Source organism: Plantibacter sp. lyk4-40-MEA-4 (assembly GCF_030209415.1).
Classification (GTDB): domain Bacteria; phylum Actinomycetota; class Actinomycetes; order Actinomycetales; family Microbacteriaceae; genus Plantibacter; species Plantibacter flavus_A.
On the sequence record NZ_JARVSA010000005.1, the window covers coordinates 24,656 to 44,598 of the forward strand.

General features: G+C 68.9%; 16 protein-coding genes. 7 read left to right on the forward strand and 9 right to left on the reverse strand.

The genetic code is table 11. The annotated features are described in order from the left end of the window. Positions 1-47 precede the first annotated feature (47 nt). The 4 genes from QRN44_RS10115 (at position 48) to QRN44_RS10130 (ending at position 5,306) form a co-directional block, all read left to right on the forward strand. Positions 48-644, forward strand: coding sequence for a DUF3000 domain-containing protein (locus QRN44_RS10115; RefSeq protein ID WP_285039060.1), 597 nt, complete (start codon positions 48-50; stop codon positions 642-644). Beyond that, positions 637-1,884, forward strand: a complete 1,248-nt coding sequence (locus QRN44_RS10120; RefSeq protein ID WP_121290726.1) for an HRDC domain-containing protein — start codon at positions 637-639, stop codon at positions 1,882-1,884. The genes QRN44_RS10115 and QRN44_RS10120 overlap by 8 nt, the downstream gene beginning before the upstream one ends. Positions 1,885-1,958: 74 nt before the next feature. Further along, positions 1,959-3,164: a thiolase family protein gene (locus QRN44_RS10125; RefSeq protein ID WP_064293790.1), complete on the forward strand. Its 1,206-nt coding sequence runs from the start codon at positions 1,959-1,961 to the stop codon at positions 3,162-3,164. Beyond that, entirely contained in the window at positions 3,165-5,306 is a 2,142-nt protein-coding gene (locus QRN44_RS10130) for a 3-hydroxyacyl-CoA dehydrogenase NAD-binding domain-containing protein (RefSeq protein WP_285039061.1), read from the forward strand. Between the two features lie 105 nt (positions 5,307-5,411). Here QRN44_RS10130 and QRN44_RS10135 read toward each other — a convergent pair whose 3' ends face one another. The 7 genes from QRN44_RS10135 to dut form a co-directional block, all read right to left on the reverse strand. Then, positions 5,412-6,389, reverse strand: coding sequence for an aldo/keto reductase (locus QRN44_RS10135; protein ID WP_175115867.1), 978 nt, complete (start codon positions 6,387-6,389; stop codon positions 5,412-5,414). Beyond that, positions 6,386-6,769: a MerR family transcriptional regulator gene (locus QRN44_RS10140; protein ID WP_056011194.1), complete on the reverse strand. Its 384-nt coding sequence runs from the start codon at positions 6,767-6,769 to the stop codon at positions 6,386-6,388. The genes QRN44_RS10135 and QRN44_RS10140 overlap by 4 nt, the downstream gene beginning before the upstream one ends. A gap of 55 nt (positions 6,770-6,824) precedes the next feature. Then, the gene (dxs, locus tag QRN44_RS10145) at positions 6,825-8,789 is read right to left on the reverse strand and encodes a 1-deoxy-D-xylulose-5-phosphate synthase (RefSeq protein WP_175115868.1); all 1,965 of its coding nucleotides are present in this window, start codon (positions 8,787-8,789) and stop codon (positions 6,825-6,827) included. Between the two features lie 143 nt (positions 8,790-8,932). Beyond that, on the reverse strand, positions 8,933-11,752 hold the full coding sequence (locus QRN44_RS10150) for an aconitate hydratase (RefSeq protein WP_071260076.1): 2,820 nt from the start codon (positions 11,750-11,752) through the stop codon (positions 8,933-8,935). A gap of 246 nt (positions 11,753-11,998) precedes the next feature. Continuing rightward, complete coding sequence (locus QRN44_RS10155) at positions 11,999-12,790, reverse strand: DUF3159 domain-containing protein (protein WP_285039062.1); 792 nt, start codon at positions 12,788-12,790, stop codon at positions 11,999-12,001. 3 nt (positions 12,791-12,793) lie between these two features. After that, a complete protein-coding gene (locus tag QRN44_RS10160; protein WP_071260074.1) occupies positions 12,794-13,414 on the reverse strand; it encodes a DUF3710 domain-containing protein in 621 nt (206 codons plus the stop codon). Further along, positions 13,411-13,920, reverse strand: a complete 510-nt coding sequence (dut, locus tag QRN44_RS10165) for a dUTP diphosphatase (protein WP_121290734.1) — start codon at positions 13,918-13,920, stop codon at positions 13,411-13,413. The genes QRN44_RS10160 and dut overlap by 4 nt, the downstream gene beginning before the upstream one ends. Before the next feature lie 38 nt (positions 13,921-13,958). Between dut and QRN44_RS10170 the strand changes: the two genes are divergently transcribed. Next, positions 13,959-14,405 carry a DUF3093 domain-containing protein gene (locus QRN44_RS10170; protein WP_071260072.1) on the forward strand — a complete coding sequence of 149 codons (447 nt, stop codon included), beginning with the start codon at positions 13,959-13,961 and terminating at the stop codon, positions 14,403-14,405. A 103-nt stretch (positions 14,406-14,508) separates the two neighbouring features. Here the strand turns inward: QRN44_RS10170 and QRN44_RS10175 are convergent, their stop codons facing one another. Beyond that, positions 14,509-14,802 carry a DUF4193 domain-containing protein gene (locus tag QRN44_RS10175; RefSeq protein WP_056005937.1) on the reverse strand — a complete coding sequence of 98 codons (294 nt, stop codon included), beginning with the start codon at positions 14,800-14,802 and terminating at the stop codon, positions 14,509-14,511. Between the two features lie 197 nt (positions 14,803-14,999). Between QRN44_RS10175 and sepH the strand changes: the two genes are divergently transcribed. Beyond that, positions 15,000-16,118 (forward strand): septation protein SepH, encoded by a 1,119-nt coding sequence (gene sepH, locus QRN44_RS10180; protein ID WP_285039063.1) that lies wholly within the window; start codon positions 15,000-15,002, stop codon positions 16,116-16,118. Positions 16,119-16,130: 12 nt separating this feature from the next. On the opposite strand, the gene QRN44_RS10185 is transcribed toward sepH, so the two are convergent. After that, positions 16,131-17,273 carry an alkaline phosphatase family protein gene (locus QRN44_RS10185; RefSeq protein ID WP_285039064.1) on the reverse strand — a complete coding sequence of 381 codons (1,143 nt, stop codon included), beginning with the start codon at positions 17,271-17,273 and terminating at the stop codon, positions 16,131-16,133. A gap of 87 nt (positions 17,274-17,360) precedes the next feature. Between QRN44_RS10185 and QRN44_RS10190 the strand changes: the two genes are divergently transcribed. Continuing rightward, entirely contained in the window at positions 17,361-19,868 is a 2,508-nt protein-coding gene (locus tag QRN44_RS10190) for a DNA gyrase/topoisomerase IV subunit A (RefSeq protein ID WP_121290738.1), read from the forward strand. The last annotated feature ends 75 nt before the right edge of the window (positions 19,869-19,943 follow it).

Sequence of the window (19,943 nt, forward strand, 5' to 3'; positions counted from 1 at the left end):
CGGCGTGCCTCTGCCCATTCATCGGGATGTAACTCTAGTCTTCACTCGTGGTAGAGAGTCCGACGACGGCAAAGGTTCCCGAAGAGTTCGCCCGAGCGGTGGACGCTGTTCGCGCTGCAGCCGTCCGGCCCGATCTGAGAGTCACGGAGATCCCCGCGCCGAGCAATCTCGCGCCGTTCGCCATCGCCCTCGCGGCCGACGTCTCACCGAGTCGCCACGATGCCGACTCCGACCTCGGTACGGGGCGCTTCGTGCTCCTCTACGACCCGGACGGCTCTGACGCCTGGGGTGGACGCTTCCGCGTCGTCTGCTTCGCCCAGGCCCCCCTGGAGACCGAGATCGGACTCGACCCGTTCCTCGCCGAGGTCGCCTGGTCCTGGCTCGTGGACGCCCTCGACACCCGCGGCGCCTCGTACCAGGCGGCGTCCGGTACCGCGACGAAGATCATCTCGAGTGGTTTCGGGGAGCTCGCCTGGCAGGGCGACGGCGCACAGATCGAGCTCCGAGCGTCGTGGACACCGCTGGAGAGCGACGTCGCGGCGCACGTGGAAGGATGGGGAGAGCTGCTGTGCATGCTCGCCGGCTTGCCTCCGACCACCGAAGGGGTCTCCCTGTTGTCCGTCAAACGAGCTCACCGTGAGTGACGCGGCGCCGGAATCAGCACCGCTCCTCCCCCCACCCGCGCCCACCGCACCACGGGTCGTCACCGACACCCGCGAGGCCTACCTCGCCTCACTCGAGGTGCTTGCCGCGGGTCACGGACCGTTCGCACTCGACGCCGAACGCGCGTCGGGCTACCGGTACTCGCAGCGGGCCTATCTGATCCAGGTCTACCGTCGCGGTGCCGGGGTCTTCCTCTACGACCCGCCCGCGATCGGCTCCATGGCCGAACTCGGTGCCCTGATCCAGGGTGAACGCTCGATCCTGCACGCGGCCAGCCAGGACCTCGCCTGCCTCCGCGAGGTGGGCGTCGACCCGAGCGAGCTCTTCGACACCGAACTGGGCGCCCGTCTGCTCGGGCTGCCGCGTGTCGGGCTGGGTGCCGTGGTCGAGGAACTGTTGGGCATCCATCTGGCGAAGGAGCACTCCGCCGCCGACTGGTCGACCCGCCCGCTCCCCGCCTCCTGGCTCGAATACGCGGCGCTCGACGTCGAGCTGCTCGTCGACGCCGCGGAGGAGCTGGCAGCCCGCATCGAGGATGCCGGGAAGAGCGACATCGCGCGCCAGGAGTTCCAGGCGACGCTGGCCCGGGAGGCGAAGGCACCCCGCGCCGAGCCCTGGCGCCGCCTCTCCGGACTCCACGCCGTGCGCGGACAACGCAACCTCGCCGTCGCTCGTGAGCTCTGGATCGCGCGTGACGAACTCGCGCAGCGCCGCGACACCGCCCCCGGGCGGCTCATCCCCGACGCCTCGATCACCGCGGCCGCGAAGGCCAACCCCAGCTCGAAGCGCGACCTCGCAGCCCTTTCGGACTTCCGTGGGCGCGCGAGCCGCACCGAACTCGACCTCTGGTGGAACGCGATCCACACCGGCCAGACCACCGAGGACCTCCCCGGTGCCCGACCGGCGAGCGATACGCTGCCACCGCCACGCAGCTGGTCCGACAAGAATCCCGACGCGCACGCCAGGTACACCGCGGCTCGGACGAAGATCCTCGCGACGGCGGAGTTCCTGACGATGCCGGTGGAGAACCTGCTCACGCCGGAGACGCTGCGCCGACTGGCCTGGACGCCGCCCGAACCACTCACCGTCGAGACGGTCGCCGCAGCACTCGCCGAGCACGAGGCACGCCCCTGGCAGATCGACGCGACCGCCCGGGCGATCACCGACGCCTTTGTCGAGTCGGCCCAATCCCCGGTGGAGCCTGACCCGGACGCTTCGTAGGAAGCGCTGCACCCGGGTGTCCACCCGTGTCCGCCGCCTAGGATCGGGGCGTACCCCGAGAATGAGGAGGCAACGTGGCCGAACAAGCCGACGTCGTATTCGTTGATGGAGTCCGGACACCGTTCGGACGAGCCGGCGAAAAGGGCATGTACTGGAACACCCGGGCTGACGACCTGATCGTCAAGGCGATCATCGGACTGCTCGAACGTCATCCCGGTCTGCCGCTCGACCGCATCGACGAGGTCGCCATCGCGGCGACGACCCAGCAGGGCGACCAGGGGCTCACGCTCGGCCGCACCGCCGCGCTGCTCGCCGGCCTCCCGAAGTCCGTCCCCGGATTCGCGATCGACCGCATGTGCGCCGGAGCGATGACCTCGGTCACGACGCTCGGCAGCGGCATCGCATTCGGTGCCTACGACCTCGTCCTCGCCGGTGGCGTCGAGCACATGGGGCGTCACCCCATGGGGCTGGACGCCGACCCGAATCCGCGGTTCCTCGCCGAGCGCCTCGTCAGTGAGGACGCGCTCAACATGGGCAAGACGGCCGAGCGCATCCACGACCGGTTCCCGCAGCTCACGAAGGAACGCTCCGACCGCTTCGGCATGCGCAGCCAGCAGAAGGTCGCGGCCGCCTACGAAGCCGGGCGGATCCAGCCCGACCTCGTCCCGGTCGCGCTCCGGAGCGACAGTGGATGGGGACTCGCCACCGGCGACGAAGGACTCCGGCCCGAGACCACGATGGAGGGGCTCGCCGGACTGAAGACGCCGTTCCGGCCCCACGGCCGTGTCACCGCAGGCAACGCCTCGCCGCTGACCGACGGCGCCACGGTGAGTCTGCTCGCCAGCGCCTCGACGGCGAAGGAGCTCGGTCTCACGCCGAAGATGCGCCTCGTCAGCTTCGCGTTCGCGGGCGTCGAGCCCGAGATCATGGGCATCGGTCCCGTCCCCTCCACGGAGAAGGCGCTGCGGAAGGCCGGTCTGTCGATCGAGGACATCGGTCTGTTCGAACTGAACGAGGCCTTCGCCGTCCAGGTGCTCTCATTCCTCGACCACTTCGGCATCGACGACGAGGACCCGCGGGTGAACCCGTGGGGTGGCGCGATCGCGGTCGGGCACCCGCTCGCAGCCTCCGGCGTCCGACTCATGATCCAGCTCGCGGCGCAGTTCGCCGAGCACCCCGAGGTGCGCTACGGCCTCACGGCGATGTGCGTCGGCCTCGGCCAGGGCGGCACCGTGATCTGGGAGAACCCGTACTTCACCGGCAAGAAGGGACGCAAGTAGATGACCGACTACACGACCATCGACTTCTCGGAGCTCGTCGCGATCAGCGGCGACGACGAGGTCGTGACGCGCTCCTTCGTCAAGGACGTGCGCCTGGCGAGCGGACGCACGATCGCGCTCATCACCCTCGACAACGGACGCGACCACACCCGGCCGAACACGCTCGGCCCGGTCACGCTGCTCGAGCTCGACGGCGTCCTCGAGGCGCAACGGACCCGTGCCGCATCGGGCGAGATCGACGGCGTCGCCATCACGGGCAAGCCGTTCATCCTGGCGGCCGGCGCCGATCTGAGCAAGGTCGGCGACATCCCGTCCCGTGAGGTCGCGACCAAGCTCGCGCAGCTCGGCCACCATGTCTTCGGCAAGCTCGAGGACCTCGGTGTCCCGACCTTCGTCTTCATCAACGGACTCGCGCTCGGTGGCGGACTCGAGATCGGCCTCAACGCGAACTACCGGACCGTCGACGCCTCGGCGCCCGCGATCGCGCTCCCCGAGGTGTTCCTCGGACTCATCCCGGGCTGGGGCGGCGCCTACCTGCTCCCGAACCTGATCGGCATCGAGAACGCGCTCAACGTCGTCATCTCCAACCCGCTCAAGAACAACCGGATGCTCAAGGCGCAGGACGCGCTCGCCTACGGCATCGCCGACGTCATGTTCCCCGCCGCCAACTTCCTCGAGGACTCCTTGCGGTGGGCCGACGGGGTGCTCGGTGGCACGGTGACCGTGCAGCGCAAGAACGTGCCGGGCAAGGTGGAGCGGACGATCAAGTGGCCGCTCGCCATCAGCACCGCCCGCAAGATGCTCGAGAGCAAGATCGGCACCGTCGCGAAGTCGCCCTACGCGGCCCTCGACCTGCTCGAGGCCGCCCGCAGCGGCACGAAAGCGCAGGGATTCGAGCGAGAGGACCGGGCGCTGTCCGAGCTCATCGTCGGCGACCAGTTCCAAGCCAGCATGTACGCGTTCGACCTCGTGCAGAAGCGCGCCAAGCGCCCGGCAGGAGCGCCCGACAAGCAGCTCGCCCGGCGGGTCACGAAGGTCGGCATCATCGGTGCCGGGCTCATGGCGAGCCAGTTCGCACTGCTCTTCCTCCGGCGACTCCAGGTGCCGGTGGTCATCACCGACCTCGACCAGGGCCACGTCGACGCCGGCGTCGCCCGGATCCACGGCGAGATCGACACGCTCCGCGGGAAGGGCCGCATCTCCCCCGACGAGTCGAACCGTCTGAAGGCGCTCCTGTCCGGAACCACGGACAAGGCCGACTTCGCGGACTGCGACTGGGTCATCGAGGCCGTCTTCGAAGAGGTCGGCGTCAAGCAGAGCGTCTTCGCCGAGGTCGAGCAGTACGTCTCGGAGCAGGCGGTCCTCGCGACGAACACGTCCTCGCTCTCCGTCGAGGAGATCGGGGCGAAGCTCGCGCACCCCGAGCGGCTCGTCGGCTTCCACTTCTTCAACCCGGTCGCCGTCATGCCGTTGCTCGAGGTCGTCCGCACACCTCAGACGGACGACGAGACGCTCGCGACGGCCTTCGCCACCGCGGCGAAGCTGAAGAAGAGCGCCATCCTCACCGCCGACGCTCCCGGCTTCATCGTCAACCGACTCCTGGCGAAGGTCATGGGTGAGGCGGCGCACGCCCTGGACGCCGGCACCCCGCTGCTGACGGTCGAACGTGCCTTCGCGCCCATCGGGCTGCCGATGACGCCCTTCCAGCTCATCGACCTCGTCGGTTGGAAGGTCGCCGCGCACGTGCAGGACACGATGGTCGGGAAGTTCCCCGACCGGTTCTTCGCGTCGGAGAACCTCCACCGGCTCGCAGGCCTGGACTCGGTCGTCGAGAAGGACAAGGGCGGCAAGGTGACCGGCTTCACGAAGCAGGCTCAGAAGGTGCTCGTCACGGGCGACAGCCCGCTCACCGAGCACGAGATCCTGCGACGGGTCGAGGACGGCCTCGCGTCGGAGATCAAGCTCATGTTGGACGAGGGCGTCGTCTCAGCCGCCCAGGACATCGACCTCGGACTCATCCTCGGTGCGGGTTGGCCGTTCCAGGACGGCGGAGCGACGCCGTACCTGGACCGTGTCGGTGCGAGCGAGCGTGCCTTCGGCGACACCTTCCACCACCCGCCCATCCGGGGCGTCCAGGCGTAGTCCGCGCGATGTCGCGAGAGCGGGGTGTCCTCCACCATCGGTGGACGGCACCCCGCTCTCGTCGTTGTGCCTCGAGCGACGCCGGCCCTCAGCGCATGCCGGAGCTCAGCGGTTGACGGTGCTCATGTCCGGATACCGGTCGCCGGCCGGGAGACGGAGTGCGTCGAGTCGAGCGAGCGCATCGGTCGACAGGGAGAGCTCGTCGGCGCCGAGGTTCTCCTCGAGGTACGGGATCCGCTTCGTGCCGGGGATCGGTGCGATGTCGTCACCCTGAGCCAGCAACCAGGCGAGCGCCACCTGGGCCGGTGTCGCTTCGAGGGACGCGGCGATCCGGTCGACCTCTTCGACGATCGCGATGTTCGCAGCGAGGTTGTGCCCCGTGAAGCGTGGGTTGGCACGACGGAAGTCGGTTTCGTCGAGCACGTCGAGCGATCGGATCGTGCCGGTGAGGAACCCGCGACCGAGCGGCGAGTACGGGACGAAACCGATGCCCAACTCACGGACGGTCGGCAGGATCTCCGCCTCGGGGTCGCGGCTCCAGAGCGAGTACTCCGTCTGCAGAGCCGTGATCGGGTGCACGGCGTGTGCACGCCGGATCGTGTCCGGAGCCGCCTCCGACAGACCGATGTACCGGATCTTGCCCTCGGTGACGAGCTCCGAGAGTGCACCCACCGTCTCCTCGATGGGCACGCCCGGATCCACGCGGTGGAGGTAGTAGAGGTCCACGACGTCGGTCCCGAGCCGGCGCAGCGATCCCTCGATCGACAGGCGCACGTTCGCGGCGCTGCCGTCGGCGCCGAACTGTCCGTCACTGGAATTGCGGATCGTCCCGAACTTGGTCGCGAGGGTCACCTCGTCCCGGCGTGATCCGAGTGCAGCTCCGAGCAGTTCCTCGTTGAGGTAGGGACCGTACATCTCGGCGGTGTCGAAGAAGGTGACGCCGAGGTCCAGGGCACGATGGATCGTCGCGGTCGACGCCGCATCGTCGAGGGCGGCACCGGTGTAGAACGCCGACATCCCCATGCAGCCGAGGCCGATCCGGGCGATGTCTGGTCCCGCCGTGCCGAGTGTGATGTGCTTCATCGTGTTGCCACCTGTTCTGTGTAGAGTTCGATCTTGCGATCGATGACCTCCAGCGACTGCTGCATCTCCTCGAGGCGGGCCAGGAACGAGATCCGATGCCGCAGCAGCAGCTCAAGCCTCGCCTCGGCGGTGTCGTCGCCACGCTGCGCCAATTCCGTGTACTCGCGGAGCGTCGCGATCGGCATGCCCGTCGATCGGAGTCTCGTCAGGAACACGACCCAGGACACGTCGCCCTCGCTGTAGCGGCGGTGCGTCGATGAGCTGCGGCCGATCGGACGTGGCATGAGCCCTGCGCGCTCGTAGTACCGGAGCGTGTGGACGCTCAGCCCGGTTCGTTCGGCGACGTCGGAGATGGCGTAGCCCTCGTGAAGAGTGGTCATGTCCACACGATACGACTTCGAGCGCACTCGAAGTCAAGCGCGCCACAGCCCGCGGTCAGGCGCCGTGCGGCCTCGTCGTGCTCCGCTCCGAAGACGTGTCCTGCTCGACGCGGTCGTCAGGCAGCGGGCGGGCCACGGGGATCCGGCTACCGAGGACCTGTGCCACGACGTCGCGGGCGATCTGCTGCGCCGTGAGGCCCGCGTCCTCGAGGATCTGCTCGCGGGACGCGTGATCGATGAACTCGTCCGGCACGCCGAGCTCGTCGACGGCCGTGTCGACGCCGGCCTCGCGGAGGGTCTGCCTGATGCGGGTACCGATGCCTCCGACGCGGATGCCGTCCTCGATCGTGATCACGAGCCGGTGCGCCGCGGCGAGCTCGACGAGCGATTCGGCGACGGGGACCACCCAGCGGGGGTCGACGACGGTCGCGCCGATGCCCTGCTGGGCGAGTCGGTCCGCCACATCGATCGCGATGGGCGCCATCGGGCCGACGGCGACGATGAGGACGTCCGGCTGCTCGGCCGTCCGGAGGACGTCGACGCCGTCGTGGAGACGCTCGACGGCCGGGAGCTCGGCGGGGGCGCTGCCCTTCGGGAACCGGATGACGGTCGGGGCGTCGTCGATCGACACGGCCTCACGCAGTTCCTCGCGCAGCCGCTCGCCATCACGCGGTGCCGCGATCCGGATACCCGGGACGACCTGCAGGATCGCGAGGTCCCAGATGCCGTGGTGGCTCGGTCCGTCGGGGCCGGTCACGCCGGCGCGGTCGAGGACGACCGTGACTCCCGCACGGTGCAGCGCGACGTCCATGAGCAGTTGATCGAAGGCACGGTTCACGAACGTCGCGTACACGGCCACCACCGGGTGCAGTCCACCGAAGGCGAGCCCGGCCGCCGAGGTGAAGGCGTGCTGCTCGGCGATGCCGACGTCGTGCACGCGCTCGGGGAAGCGTTCGGCGAAGGCGTGGAGCCCGACCGGTCGCAGCATGGCGGCGGTGATGGCGACGACGCGGTCGTCGGCCTCGGCCACCGCGAGCATCTCCTCGCTGAACACGGCCGTCCAGGACGGGCGGGAGGCCGCCCCGACGGGCTCCCCGGTCTCGGGGTCGATCACCCCGACGGCGTGGAACTGATCGGCGTCGTCGTCCCGTGCCGGCTGGAAGCCACGACCCTTCTCGGTGATCGCGTGGACGATCACCGGTGCGCCGTAGTGCTTCGCCTGGGTCAGGGCCTCCTCCATCGCGTGAATGTCGTGTCCGTCGACCGGCCCGATGTACTTGATGTCGAGGTTGGAGTAGAGCGCCTCGTTGTTCGTGAGACGGGAGAGGAACCCGTGGGCGCCTCCGCGGACACCCCGATAGAGCGCGCGTCCCGGACCGCCGAGGAGGTTGAAGGCCCGCTGGCTGCGCTCGCGCAGGTCGCGATAGCTCCGGCGGGTCCGCACGCCGCTCAGGAACCGCGCCATACCGCCGATGGTCGGCGCGTAGGACCGGCCGTTGTCGTTGACGATGATGACGAGCCGGCGGGTGTTGTCGTCGCTGATGTTGTTGAGCGCCTCCCACGTCATGCCGCCCGTCAGCGCGCCGTCGCCGACGACCGCGACCACATGGCGCTCGTCCTGCCCGGTCATCTGGAAGGCGCGGGAGATGCCGTCCGCCCAGCTGAGCGAGCTCGAGGCGTGCGAGCTCTCGACGATGTCGTGCTCGGATTCGGAACGCTGCGGGTAGCCGGCGAGGCCGCCGCGGGTCCGCAGCCCGGAGAACTCCTGACGGCCGGTCAGGAGTTTGTGGACGTAGGACTGGTGACCGGTGTCGAACACCATCGGATCCGTCGGGGAGTCGAACACCCGGTGCATCGCGATCGTGAGCTCGACGACGCCGAGGTTCGGACCGAGGTGTCCGCCGGTCTTCGAGACGTTCGCGATGAGGAAGGCGCGGATGTCGCCGGCGAGTTCGACGAGCTCCGCCTCGGAGAGGCCGTCGAGATCCCGGGGTCCGTTCACCTGATCGAGCACTGTCACGCTGTCGTCCCTCCACCGTGGGCCGACCGATCGCTCGGAGCCCGTCTTTCGAGTGTACGCGTCGTGGGCGGGGTGGGCGGCGAACGCCGCAGGCCGGCCCCGACGGTTGCTGTCGGGACCGGCCTGGTGGTAGAGCCTCGTCGTCAGACGAGGCTGCGGAGCACGTACTGCAGGATGCCGCCGTTGCGGTAGTAGTCGGCTTCACCTGGCGTGTCGATGCGGACGACCGCGTCGAACTCGACCGGCTCCTTGCCGGGAGCCGAGTGCTCGCTCGGGACGGCGCTCACGCGGACCGTCTTCGGCGTGGTGCCGTTGTTGAGCTCCTCGAGACCGGCGATCGACACGATCTCCGTGCCGTCGAGTCCCAGGGAGGCCCAGCTCTCGCCTTCCGGGAACTGCAGCGGGACGACGCCCATGCCGATGAGGTTCGAGCGGTGGATGCGCTCGAAGCTCTCGGTGATGACCGCCTTGACACCGAGGAGGCTCGTGCCCTTGGCCGCCCAGTCGCGGGAGGAACCGGAACCGTACTCCTTGCCACCGAAGATGACGAGGGGCGTGCCCTCGGCCTGGTAGTTCTGCGACGCGTCGTAGATGAAGGACTGCGGTGCGTCGGGCTGCGTGAAGTCGCGGGTGTAGCCGCCCTCCACGCCGTCGAGCAGCTGGTTCTTCAGGCGGATGTTCGCGAACGTGCCGCGGATCATGACCTCGTGGTTGCCGCGGCGCGAGCCGTAGGAGTTGTAGTCCTTCCGACCGACGCCGTGTTCGTCGAGGTATCGGCCTGCGGGCGAGTCGGCCTTGATGTTGCCGGCCGGGCTGATGTGGTCGGTCGTGACCGAGTCGCCGAGCTTCGCGAGGACGCGGGCACCGACGATGTCGGAGACGGGGGTCGTCTCCATGGTCATGCCGTCGAAGTACGGGGGCTTCCGCACGTACGTCGACTCCTCGTCCCACTCGAAGGTCGAGCCCTCGGGGGTCTGGAGCGAACGCCAGCGCTCGTCGCCGTCGAAGACGCCGCTGTACTCGTGGTCGAACATCTCCTTGTTGATGGAGGTGTCGATCGTGTCCTGGACCTCCGCCGCGTCGGGCCAGATGTCCTTCAGGAAGATGTCGTTGCCGTCGGCGTCGACACCCAGGGCGTCGACCTCGAAGTCGAAGTTCATCGACCCCGCGAGGGCGTAGGCGATGACGAGCGGCGGGCTCGCCAGGTAGTTCATCTTGACGTCCGGGTTGATCCGGCCCTCGAAGTTGCGGTTGCCCGAGAGGACGGCGGTGACGGCGAGGTCGTTGTCCTGGACTGCGGTCGAGATCTCGTCGAGCAGCGGACCGGAGTTGCCGATGCAGGTCGTGCAGCCGTAGCCGACCGTGTAGAAGCCGAGGTCTTCGAGGTACTCGGTGAGACCGGCCTTCGCGTAGTAGTCGGTGACGACCTTGGAACCCGGAGCGAGCGTGGTCTTGACCCACGGCTTCGCCTTCAGGCCCTTCTTGCTCGCGTTCCGGGCGAGGAGGCCCGCGGCCAGCATGACCGACGGGTTCGAGGTGTTGGTGCACGAGGTGATCGCGGCGATAGCGACGGCGCCGTGATCGAGGGTGAAGTCGACCCCGTTCTCCTCGAGGGTGACCTGGGTCGGCTTCGAGAGGGACGCCGGAGCGTGGCTGCGGTGCGTGTGGTGGTGGTGGTTGTTCTCGTCCTCGTCCTGCGGCGTGGTGCCGGCCGGGTCGGAGGCGGGGAAGGAACCGGCGCCGACGAGGTCGACGATGTCGTGCTCGACCGTGGCGTAGTCGACGAGGTCCCGCTCGAACTGCGACTTGGCGTCGCTCAGCTCGATGCGGTCCTGCGGGCGCTTCGGGCCGGCGATCGACGGCACGACGGTGGCGAGGTCGAGTTCGAGGTACTCGCTGAAGACCGGCTCGACGTCCGCGTCATGCCAGAGCTTCTGGGTCTTGGCGTAGGCCTCGACCAGTGCGATCTGCTCCTCGCTGCGGCCGGTGAGGCGCAGGTAATCGAGCGTGACGTCGTCGATCGGGAACATGGCGGCCGTCGAGCCGAACTCGGGGCTCATGTTGCCGATGGTGGCGCGGTTCGCGAGCGGTACCTCGGCGACGCCTGCTCCGTAGAACTCGACGAACTTGCCGACGACCCCGTGCTTGCGGAGCATCTGGGTGATGGTGAGGACGACGTCCGTCGCCGTGACGCCCGTCGGGATGGAGCCGTTCAGCTTGAAGCCGACGACCTTCGGGATGAGCATGGAGACGGGCTGGCCGAGCATGGCGGCCTCCGCCTCGATGCCGCCGACGCCCCAGCCGAGCACGCCCAGGCCGTTGACCATGGTCGTGTGCGAGTCGGTGCCGACACAGGTGTCGGGGTAGGCGCGCAGGACGCCGCCGACCTCGCGCGTCATGGTGACGCGAGCGAGGTACTCGATGTTGACCTGGTGCACGATGCCGGTTCCCGGCGGAACGACCTTGAAGTCGTCGAACGCCGTCTGACCCCAGCGGAGGAACTGGTACCGCTCGCCGTTGCGCTCGTACTCGAGTTCGACGTTGCGCTCGAGCGCGTTCTCGCTGCCGAAGAGGTCGGCGATGACCGAGTGGTCGATGACCATCTCGGCCGGGGCGAGCGGGTTGATCTTGTCGGCGGAACCGCCGAGTGCCTCGACCGCTTCGCGCATGGTGGCGAGGTCGACGATGCACGGCACGCCGGTGAAGTCCTGCATGACGACCCGAGCCGGGGTGAACTGGATCTCGGTGTCGGGGTCCGCGGTCGGAACCCAGTCGCCGATCGCGCGGATGTGCGCCTCGGTGATGTTGGCACCGTCCTCGGTGCGCAGCAGGTTCTCGAGGAGCACCTTGAGGCTGAACGGCAGCTTCTCGTGACCCTCCACCGTGTCGATGCGATAGATCTCGTAGTCGGTCGTCCCGACAGTCAGGGTGTCTTTCGCCCCGAAGCTGTTCACGGTGGACATATCGTCTTCTCCTTCGTTGGCGGCGGCGAGTGCTCACTCACGTGCGTTCCGACCAATCTTGCTGCTGGCGGGTGCTCCGCGGCTAGCAAGGCTTGCCTAACTACAGGCTCGGGCGCGTCGTGTCATCTCGGCATCGCTCATCTATCTTGATATCGAGACAATTCTAGCATCGAGGATCGGGTCCTTCCGACATGACGAGAGCCCGGCCCGAGACGCACTGACGCGTCGGGCCGGGCTCTCGGCGGATCACTCGGTGGATGCCTGCGGCGTCTTCGGGAACACGGCGCGGACGACGAGCCAGCTGAGGACGAGCAGTGGCGCGTAGAGCGGGATGCCCATGAGGAGCCGGAGCGTGCCGAGGAGTTCGACGTTCCCGCTGAAGTAGAGGGGCAGCTGCACCAGGAGTCGTGCGGCGAACATGGCAACCCACACCAGCGTCAGCCACCGCATGGCGCGTCGTTGTCCGGGGTGGGACCGCCAGCTCGTGCCGCTGCCCATGAGGTAGCCGGCGACGAGCCCGACGACGGGCCACCCGACGAGCACCGAGACGAGGAGGGCCACGGCGTAGGCGCCGTTGGTCCAGAACCCGACGACGTAGAAGTCCTCCGCGCGCCCGGACAGGAGAGCCAGGGCCGCTGAGAGTGCGATGCCGAGGAGGCCGCCGACGGCCTGCGTGACCGGCTGCCGCTGCACGAGGCGTGCCACGGAGAAGAGGACCCCGAGTGCGACCGGAGCGATGATCGACGGGACCAGGTCGAGGGTCAGCGTGTAGACGACGAGGAACAGGAGTCCGGGAAGGATCGCCTCGACGATGCCGCGCACACCGCCCATGGCGAGCAGCAGTGCCCTGCCGGTGGGGGCGTCACCCTCGGCCATCGCGCCCAGACCGGACTTGCGTGCGGCGGCACCGAACGCGGCGGACATCGACTCACCGAGCCGCTGCCGATCCGCATCACCCGTGGCGTCAGCTGAACCCGACGCGTCACGGCGTTCGACCGGGTCGACTCCGCGGGGCTCCGGTTCTCGTGCGTCCGTCATCGACTACGCGCTCGTGGCCGTCGGCATGCGCAGCGGGATGAGGTCGCGCGGCGGCATGGGCGAGTTGCCCCGGACGACGACGAGGCTGCGGAAGAGGTCGTCCACGAGCGCTGCGGCGTCCGGCTTCGACGCGCCCTCCCCCGCGACGACGCCGCGGAGGAACCAGCGCGGACCGTCGACGCCGATGAAGCGTGCCAGGTGGGTCGCGTCGGTGCCTGCGGCACCACCGGTCGGCACCTCGGCGACGAGCTCCGGGCCGAACTCGCCTTCGCGCTCGGTCACGGTGCCGCCCTGCTGGGCGATCTGCTCGGCGATCTGCGCGCGGGTCTCGTTCCACAGGCCGGTCGACCGCGGGGCGGCGAACGGCTGGACCTGCAGGGTGGAACCGGCGTAGTCGAGGCCGACCGCGACGACGCGCTTCGTCGCCTCCTCCACCTCGAGGCGGAGGTTCAGACCTTCCCGCGGCAGCACCTTGACGCCACCGAGGTCGATGTAGGGGCGGACGGGGTTGGCCTCGCTCTCGTCGAACGGGCCGGCGGTCTCGCGGTCCTCGGGTGCGGACTTCGCGTCGTCGGGCAGCTCCGCGTCGAGGTCGAGGTCGGGGAGGTCTTCGAGTTCGCTCATGCGAGGGTTCCTGTCTGCGCGGCACCGTCGGTGCTGATGGTTGGGTCGGTGGCGGCCGGTGACACGGCGAGCGAGCCGACGCCGGTCGAACCGAAGCCTCCGGCTCCTCGAGCACTGCCTGGCAATCGCTCCACCGGGATGAAGTTGGCCCGGGACACCGGCATCACGATGAGCTGGGCGATGCGGTCGCCCGGCTCGACGGTGAAGGAGGTGTGACGGTCGGTGTTGAGGAGCGTGACCTTGATCTCGCCGCGATATCCGGCGTCGACCGTGCCGGGCGAGTTGACGACGGTGATGCCGTGTTTCGCCGCGAGGCCGCTTCGCGGCACGACGAATGCGGCATGGCCGTCGGGCAGGGCGATCGAGACGCCGGTGCCGACGAGGGCGCGCTCACCCGGTTCGAGCACGACGTGCTCGGCGGACACGAGATCCGCACCCGCATCGCCGGGGTGTGCATAGCCGGGCAGATCCGGCGCGATAATGAGTACGTCAACGCTTTCGGTCACGAATCGAGGGTAGTGCAGTTCTCTGAGACAAGGCAGACATGCAGCCGTACCGTGAAACCCTCTGGCCCAGCCCCTGGGTCATCATCGCCCTCGCCCTCGTGGTGCCGGCGACCATGCTCGTCCTCGCGCCCGTTTCACTCGCGGCGGGGATCGTCGGGGCGGTGGTGCTGTACGGCGGATGCCTTGCGCTGGCATTCGGGACGGCGCCGAGGATCCAGGTCTCCGAGTCGAGCCTCTCGGTCGGGAAGGCGTCGATCCCGCTCGGGTTCATCGGTGAGGTCGTGGTGTACACCGGGACGGACGCGACCGCTCAGCTCCGCACCAAGCTCGATGCACGCGCCTGGCTCATGATCCGCGGGTGGGTGCACAGCCTCGTGAAGGTGGAGATCGTCGATCCGGCCGATCCGACGCCGTACTGGCTGCTGTCGTCCCGTCGCCCGCAGGCCCTCGCGGATGCGATCGCCAGCGCGCGCACGCACGCCTGAGGCTGCCGCCGCTCGAACCGGTCACCGCTCGAATCCGCAACGACAGAACCCCTCCGGATCGTGATCCGGAGGGGTTCTGTCTGCCGCTCGCGCGGCGATGCTGTCAGGCTGCGCACTCCGCGCAGATCGGGCCGAACTTGCCCTCGTGGTCGAGCTGCGAGCGGTGCTTCACCAGGAAGCACTCCATGCAGGTGAACTCGTCCGCCTGGGGCGGGAGCACGACGACGTCGAGGTCGAGGTCGGAGAGGTCGGATCCACCCAGGTTGTAGTCACCCGGGTTGTCAGCGTCTTCGGAGTCGACGACTCCGGACAGCTTGTCTGGAACGCGCTCCTTCAGGGCCTCGATCGACTCGGAATCGTCGTCGGTCTTGCGGGGAGCGTCGTAATCAGTTGCCATGCCTATCCACTTCTCGATGCCGTCGGAACAATCGGCGGGCACAGTTTGCATCAGTTCCGCATGAATTGCAAACCGTGTTCGGGAGGGTGTGCGGAACCTTCCCGTGCAACTGACGGCACGCCCGGCGTATTCCCCGAATACGCCCGTGATCCGTGAGAACGTGGGTCAATCACGTGGCACGCTGAGAGGCATTCATCATGCAGGAATTGAAGGTAGTCGGAGCGGAGCTCGGCGCTCTGATCGTTGCAGATCGGAACGAGGAGGAATACCGCCTCATCGTCGACGATTCGTTCCACGTCCACCTGCGGCGGGCGAAGCCGGCCGGTGCGCCGATCGGTGGCAACACCAAGATCTCTCCGAGAGAAGTGCAGGCGCACATCCGCAGCGGGCTCTCCGCCGAGGACGTCGCAGCGGTCACCGGTGCCTCGCTGGAGTACGTGCAGCGGTTCGAGGGTCCGGTGATGGCGGAGCGCGAGCACATCGTCGGCACCGCCCTCGGCGTCGCCGTCCTGCCGACGACCGACACGTCGGCCGACGACATCGAGGCCACCTTCGGGAACGTCATCCGGGCTCGACTCGAGAAACTCGGCGCGACCGACGAACGTTGGACGAGCTGGAAGGAACCCGAGGGTGGCTGGATCGTCAAGCTGTCCTTCACGGCCGACCAGGTCGACCACGACGCCCGCTGGGCGTTCGAGCCGAAGAAGCTCGCCCTCACGCCCATCGGGAGTGAAGCCACGACCCTCTCGCGTCAGGGCGACCTGCCGGCCGCGCTGATCCCCCGGTTGCGTGCGGTCGACACCGACGACTCCCCCGACACCTCACGCTTCGACAGCGGCGCGTTCTCCCTGGACCGGGTGTCGACGCCGCAGCAGACCGAGACCGACCGGCCCGCCGAGACGCGTCCGATCGAGCCGTTGCCGTTCGCGGCCGACACGGGCTTCGGCCGTGCACCGTCCTCGAAGGCTGCGACCCAGGCCGCGATCAACCGTGAGGCGTCGAGCCCCGAGCAGCACAACCAGACCGCCGACCTGTTGGAGGCGCTCCGCAAGCGCCGTGGCGAGCGGGAGGCCGCTCCCAGCGAACCCGAACCTGCCGAGCGCCCCAGTGCGCCGCACGCCGTCCCGGATCAGCAGACGCCGCTGGCGGTGTTCGACACCGGTGAGTTCGAGGCGGCGCAGCAGCGACGCGCGGGCGATGCCGAATCCTCCGATGGTGCCGCGCCGTCCGGGGCCAAGGCGCGCCGCGGCCGAGCGTCGATGCCGTCCTGGGACGAGATCGTGTTCGGTGCGAAGTCCGACGACGACCCGGTCTGATCGGTCAGGGCTTCAGGGCTCGTAACGACCGAGGCCGAGGAGCGGTATCCGGCGTTCGTCGTCGGTGAGCGATCCGTGCTGTCCGATCATGCCCCTCGCGCCCTGATCGGCGGGACGTGAATCGTAGTAGGCGATGCGCTTGCGGGCGGCGACGATGACGTCGCCGATGCGCGGCAGCACCTCAGGGTCGACCTCGCCGTACCAGCCGTGGTCGACCGCCTGCTCGCGTGTCGCGATCCAGGCGCGGCCACCTTCCTCGGCTCGCCAGGCCTCAGCCAGGCGCTCCCGATCCGCTGGACCCGCGTCGGCGTCGAGATAGAGGTGCAGGCATCGCGGCTCCCCGCCGATGTGGCGGACACCGGCGACCAGCTCGGACACCTGGTCGAAGAGCACGTGCTGATGGGGTGCGACGTCGATCACCCCGTGATCGGCGGTGACGAGCGCGCCGGCCGACGCGGGCAGTCGCGACGACCACCGCTTGAGATCGCCGTCGAGCTCCTCGAGGAGCGCCGTCCAGCGTCCCGACTCCCACCCGTACTCGTGCGCCGCCTGGTCGAGCTCGGGGACGTACACGTAGCTGAGTGTGGGTCCGGCGGCCGTGGACGCGATCTCGCGGGCCGCGTCGAGGCGGTCCGCCATCGAGCGGCCGGCCCGGTAGTCCGCCCCTCGGAGCACGGCCCGGGTGAAGCCCGAGTTGCGATACCGCTCCTGACCGATCACCGTCGTCGTGACGCCCTCGGCTCTCGCCCGCTCGAACACGGTCGGGAGGCGCTGCCACCTCTCGGGCACCATGCCGGCGTCCCAGCCGCTGAGTTGGTTCACGACCCGGTCCCCCGCCACGTCCCGTGCTCGGTAGCTGACGAGGCCGTGCCGGCCCGGCAACGCCCCCGTGGTCAGCGTCGCGATCCCGGCCGCGGTCGTCGACGGGAACGCCGACGTCGTGGTGGAGCGCGGACCGAGGCGCGGCGCGAGGAACCGAGCGTGGGCGGCTGCTCCACGGAGGTTCGCGGCGCCGAGCCCGTCGACGAGGACGACGACGGCATGGTCGGCCCGGGGCAGCGATCCACCGCCCACCGTCAGGGATGCGAGGCAATCCGGGAGGACACCGGCAAGGCTGCGTGACTCCGGATCGACCGTCGGTAGCATGGTGGTCATCGGGCTCAGTCTCGCACACCGCGCTGACGACCACGCCCCGCCATCCTCGCCGAGCACCGGCTCGACTCCCCTCAGCAGAGACACGGAATGACCCGCCAACAGCAGACCCCGCCGACGGAGACCAGTGGCGAGCGCATCGAGGACATCGATGTCTCGTCGGAGATGCAGACCTCCTTCCTGGAGTACGCCTATTCGGTCATCTACGCCCGCGCCCTCCCCGACGCGCGCGACGGCCTGAAGCCGGTGCAGCGCCGCATCCTCTACCAGATGACCGAGATGGGCCTGCGCCCGGATCGTGGCCACGTGAAGTCGGCCCGCGTCGTCGGCGAGGTGATGGGGAAGTTGCACCCGCACGGCGACACGGCGATCTACGACGCCCTCGTCCGCCTCGCACAGCCCTTCACGCTCCGCGTCCCGCTCATCGACGGGCACGGGAACTTCGGCTCGCTCGACGACGGGCCCGCCGCGCCGCGGTACACGGAGGCCCGGCTGGACGCCGCCGCGCTCGCCCTGACGGCCGACCTCGACGAGGACGTCGTCGACTTCGTCCCGAACTACGACAACCAGTTCATGCAGCCCGAGGTCCTCCCGGCCGCGTTCCCGAACCTCCTCGTGAACGGCGCCAGTGGTATCGCGGTCGGTATGGCGACCAACATGGCGCCGCACAACCTCGTCGAGGTGATCGGCGCCGCACGGCACCTCCTCGCGCACCCCCAGGCCACCCTCGAGGACCTGATGGAGTTCGTCCCGGGTCCCGACCTGCCCTCCGGCGGCACGATCGTCGGACTGGACGGCATCAAGGACGCCTACGCCACCGGTCGCGGCTCCTTCAAGACCCGCGCCAAGGTCTCCGTCGAAGCGGTCACCGCGCGGAAGACCGGTCTGGTCATCACCGAACTGCCCTACCTGGTCGGTCCGGAGAAGATCATCGAGAAGATCAAGGACGGCGTCAGCTCCAAGAAGCTCAACGGCATCTCCGACGTCACCGACCTGACGGACCGCATCCACGGGCTCCGCCTCGTGATCGGCATCAAGACCGGATTCTCCCCCGAGGCCGTCCTGGAGCAGCTCTACCGCTACACACCACTCGAGGACTCCTTCAGCATCAACAACGTCGCGCTCGTCGACGGTGGCCCGCAGACGCTCGGCCTCCGGGACCTGCTGCAGGTGTACGTCGACCACCGCATCAGCGTGGTCACCCGCAGGAGCCGGTTCCGCTTGGCGAGACGCAAGGAACGCCTCCACCTCGTGGAGGGGCTCCTCATCGCCATCCTCGACATCGACGAGGTCATCCAGGTCATCCGCGCGAGCGACGACTCCGAACAGGCCCGCGCGAGGCTCATCGAGGTCTTCGACCTCTCTCAGCTCCAGGCCGAGTACATCCTCGAACTCCGCCTCCGACGACTCACCAAGTTCTCGCGGATCGAGCTCGAGGCCGAGCGCGACAAGCTGCTGGCGGAGATCGCCGAACTCGAGCGGTTGCTCGGGAGCCAACGACTCATCCGTGCGGCGGTCTCCGCAGAGCTCGCCGCTGCGGCCGAGCAGTTCGGCACACCGCGCCGGACCATGCTGACGAACGCGAAGCCGAGCGTCGCGACGACCGGCCGAGGGAAGAGCGCCCCGGTCCTCGAGCTCGCCGACACCCCGTGCCGCGTCTACCTCAGCGCGACCGGACGGGCGCTCCGCGTCGACCTCGAGCAGGACGCGCCCGCACCACGACCCGGTCGACGGAGCAAGCACGATGCGATCCTGAGCGTCGTCGAGACCACGAGCCGCACCGAACTCGGTGCAGTCACGAGTCTCGGTCGTGTCATCCGGTTCACCCCGCTCGACCTCCCCGCCGTGCCGGCGGCCTCCATCCAGCTCGCGGCCGGAGTCCGGATGGGCGAGTACCTCTCGCTCCCGAACCGCGATGAGCGCGTGCTGGCGATCGTCTCGCTGACCTCGGAGCAGCCGATCGTGCTGGGAACCGAGACCGGCGTGGTCAAGCGGGTCATCCCCGGCGACCTGCCGAACAAGCCGGACTTCGAGGTCATCACGCTCAAGCCGCGCGACCACGTCGTCGGGGCGACGCAGGTCGGCGACGACGCGGAACTCGTCTTCGTCGCCTCCGACGCACAGCTGCTCCGTTTCCCCGCGACGTCCGTCCGTCCGCAGGGGCGGGCCGCTGGTGGCATGGCCGGCATCAACCTGGCAGCCGGTGCGAAGGTCATCTCGTTCACGGCGGTCCTGCCCACCGACGACGTCGTCGTCGTGACGGTCGCGACCAATTCACTGACCCTCGCCGGAACGGACACCGGGAGCGCGAAGGTGTCGGAGTTCTCCGAGTTCCCCGCCAAGGGTCGTGCGACCGGCGGCGTCCGATCGCAACGCTTCCTGAAGGGCGAGGACCAGCTGGCCGTCGCGTGGGTCGGCGCCGCTCCGGCACACGCCGTCGGTACGGACGGGACACCGCGGACGCTCCCGGAGGTCGGCGCGAAGCGGGATGCCTCCGGGGCGCCGCTCGATGCCCCCGTCGGGTTCATCGGCGGCGCGATCACCGCACCGGCGGCACCGGCGACGGACGACGCGGTAGCGGGCGACGAATCGTCCTGACCGGAGCTGCACACCGACGAAGGCCCGGATCGAGCGCACTGCTCGATCCGGGCCTTCGTCGTCGGTCCTGCTCTT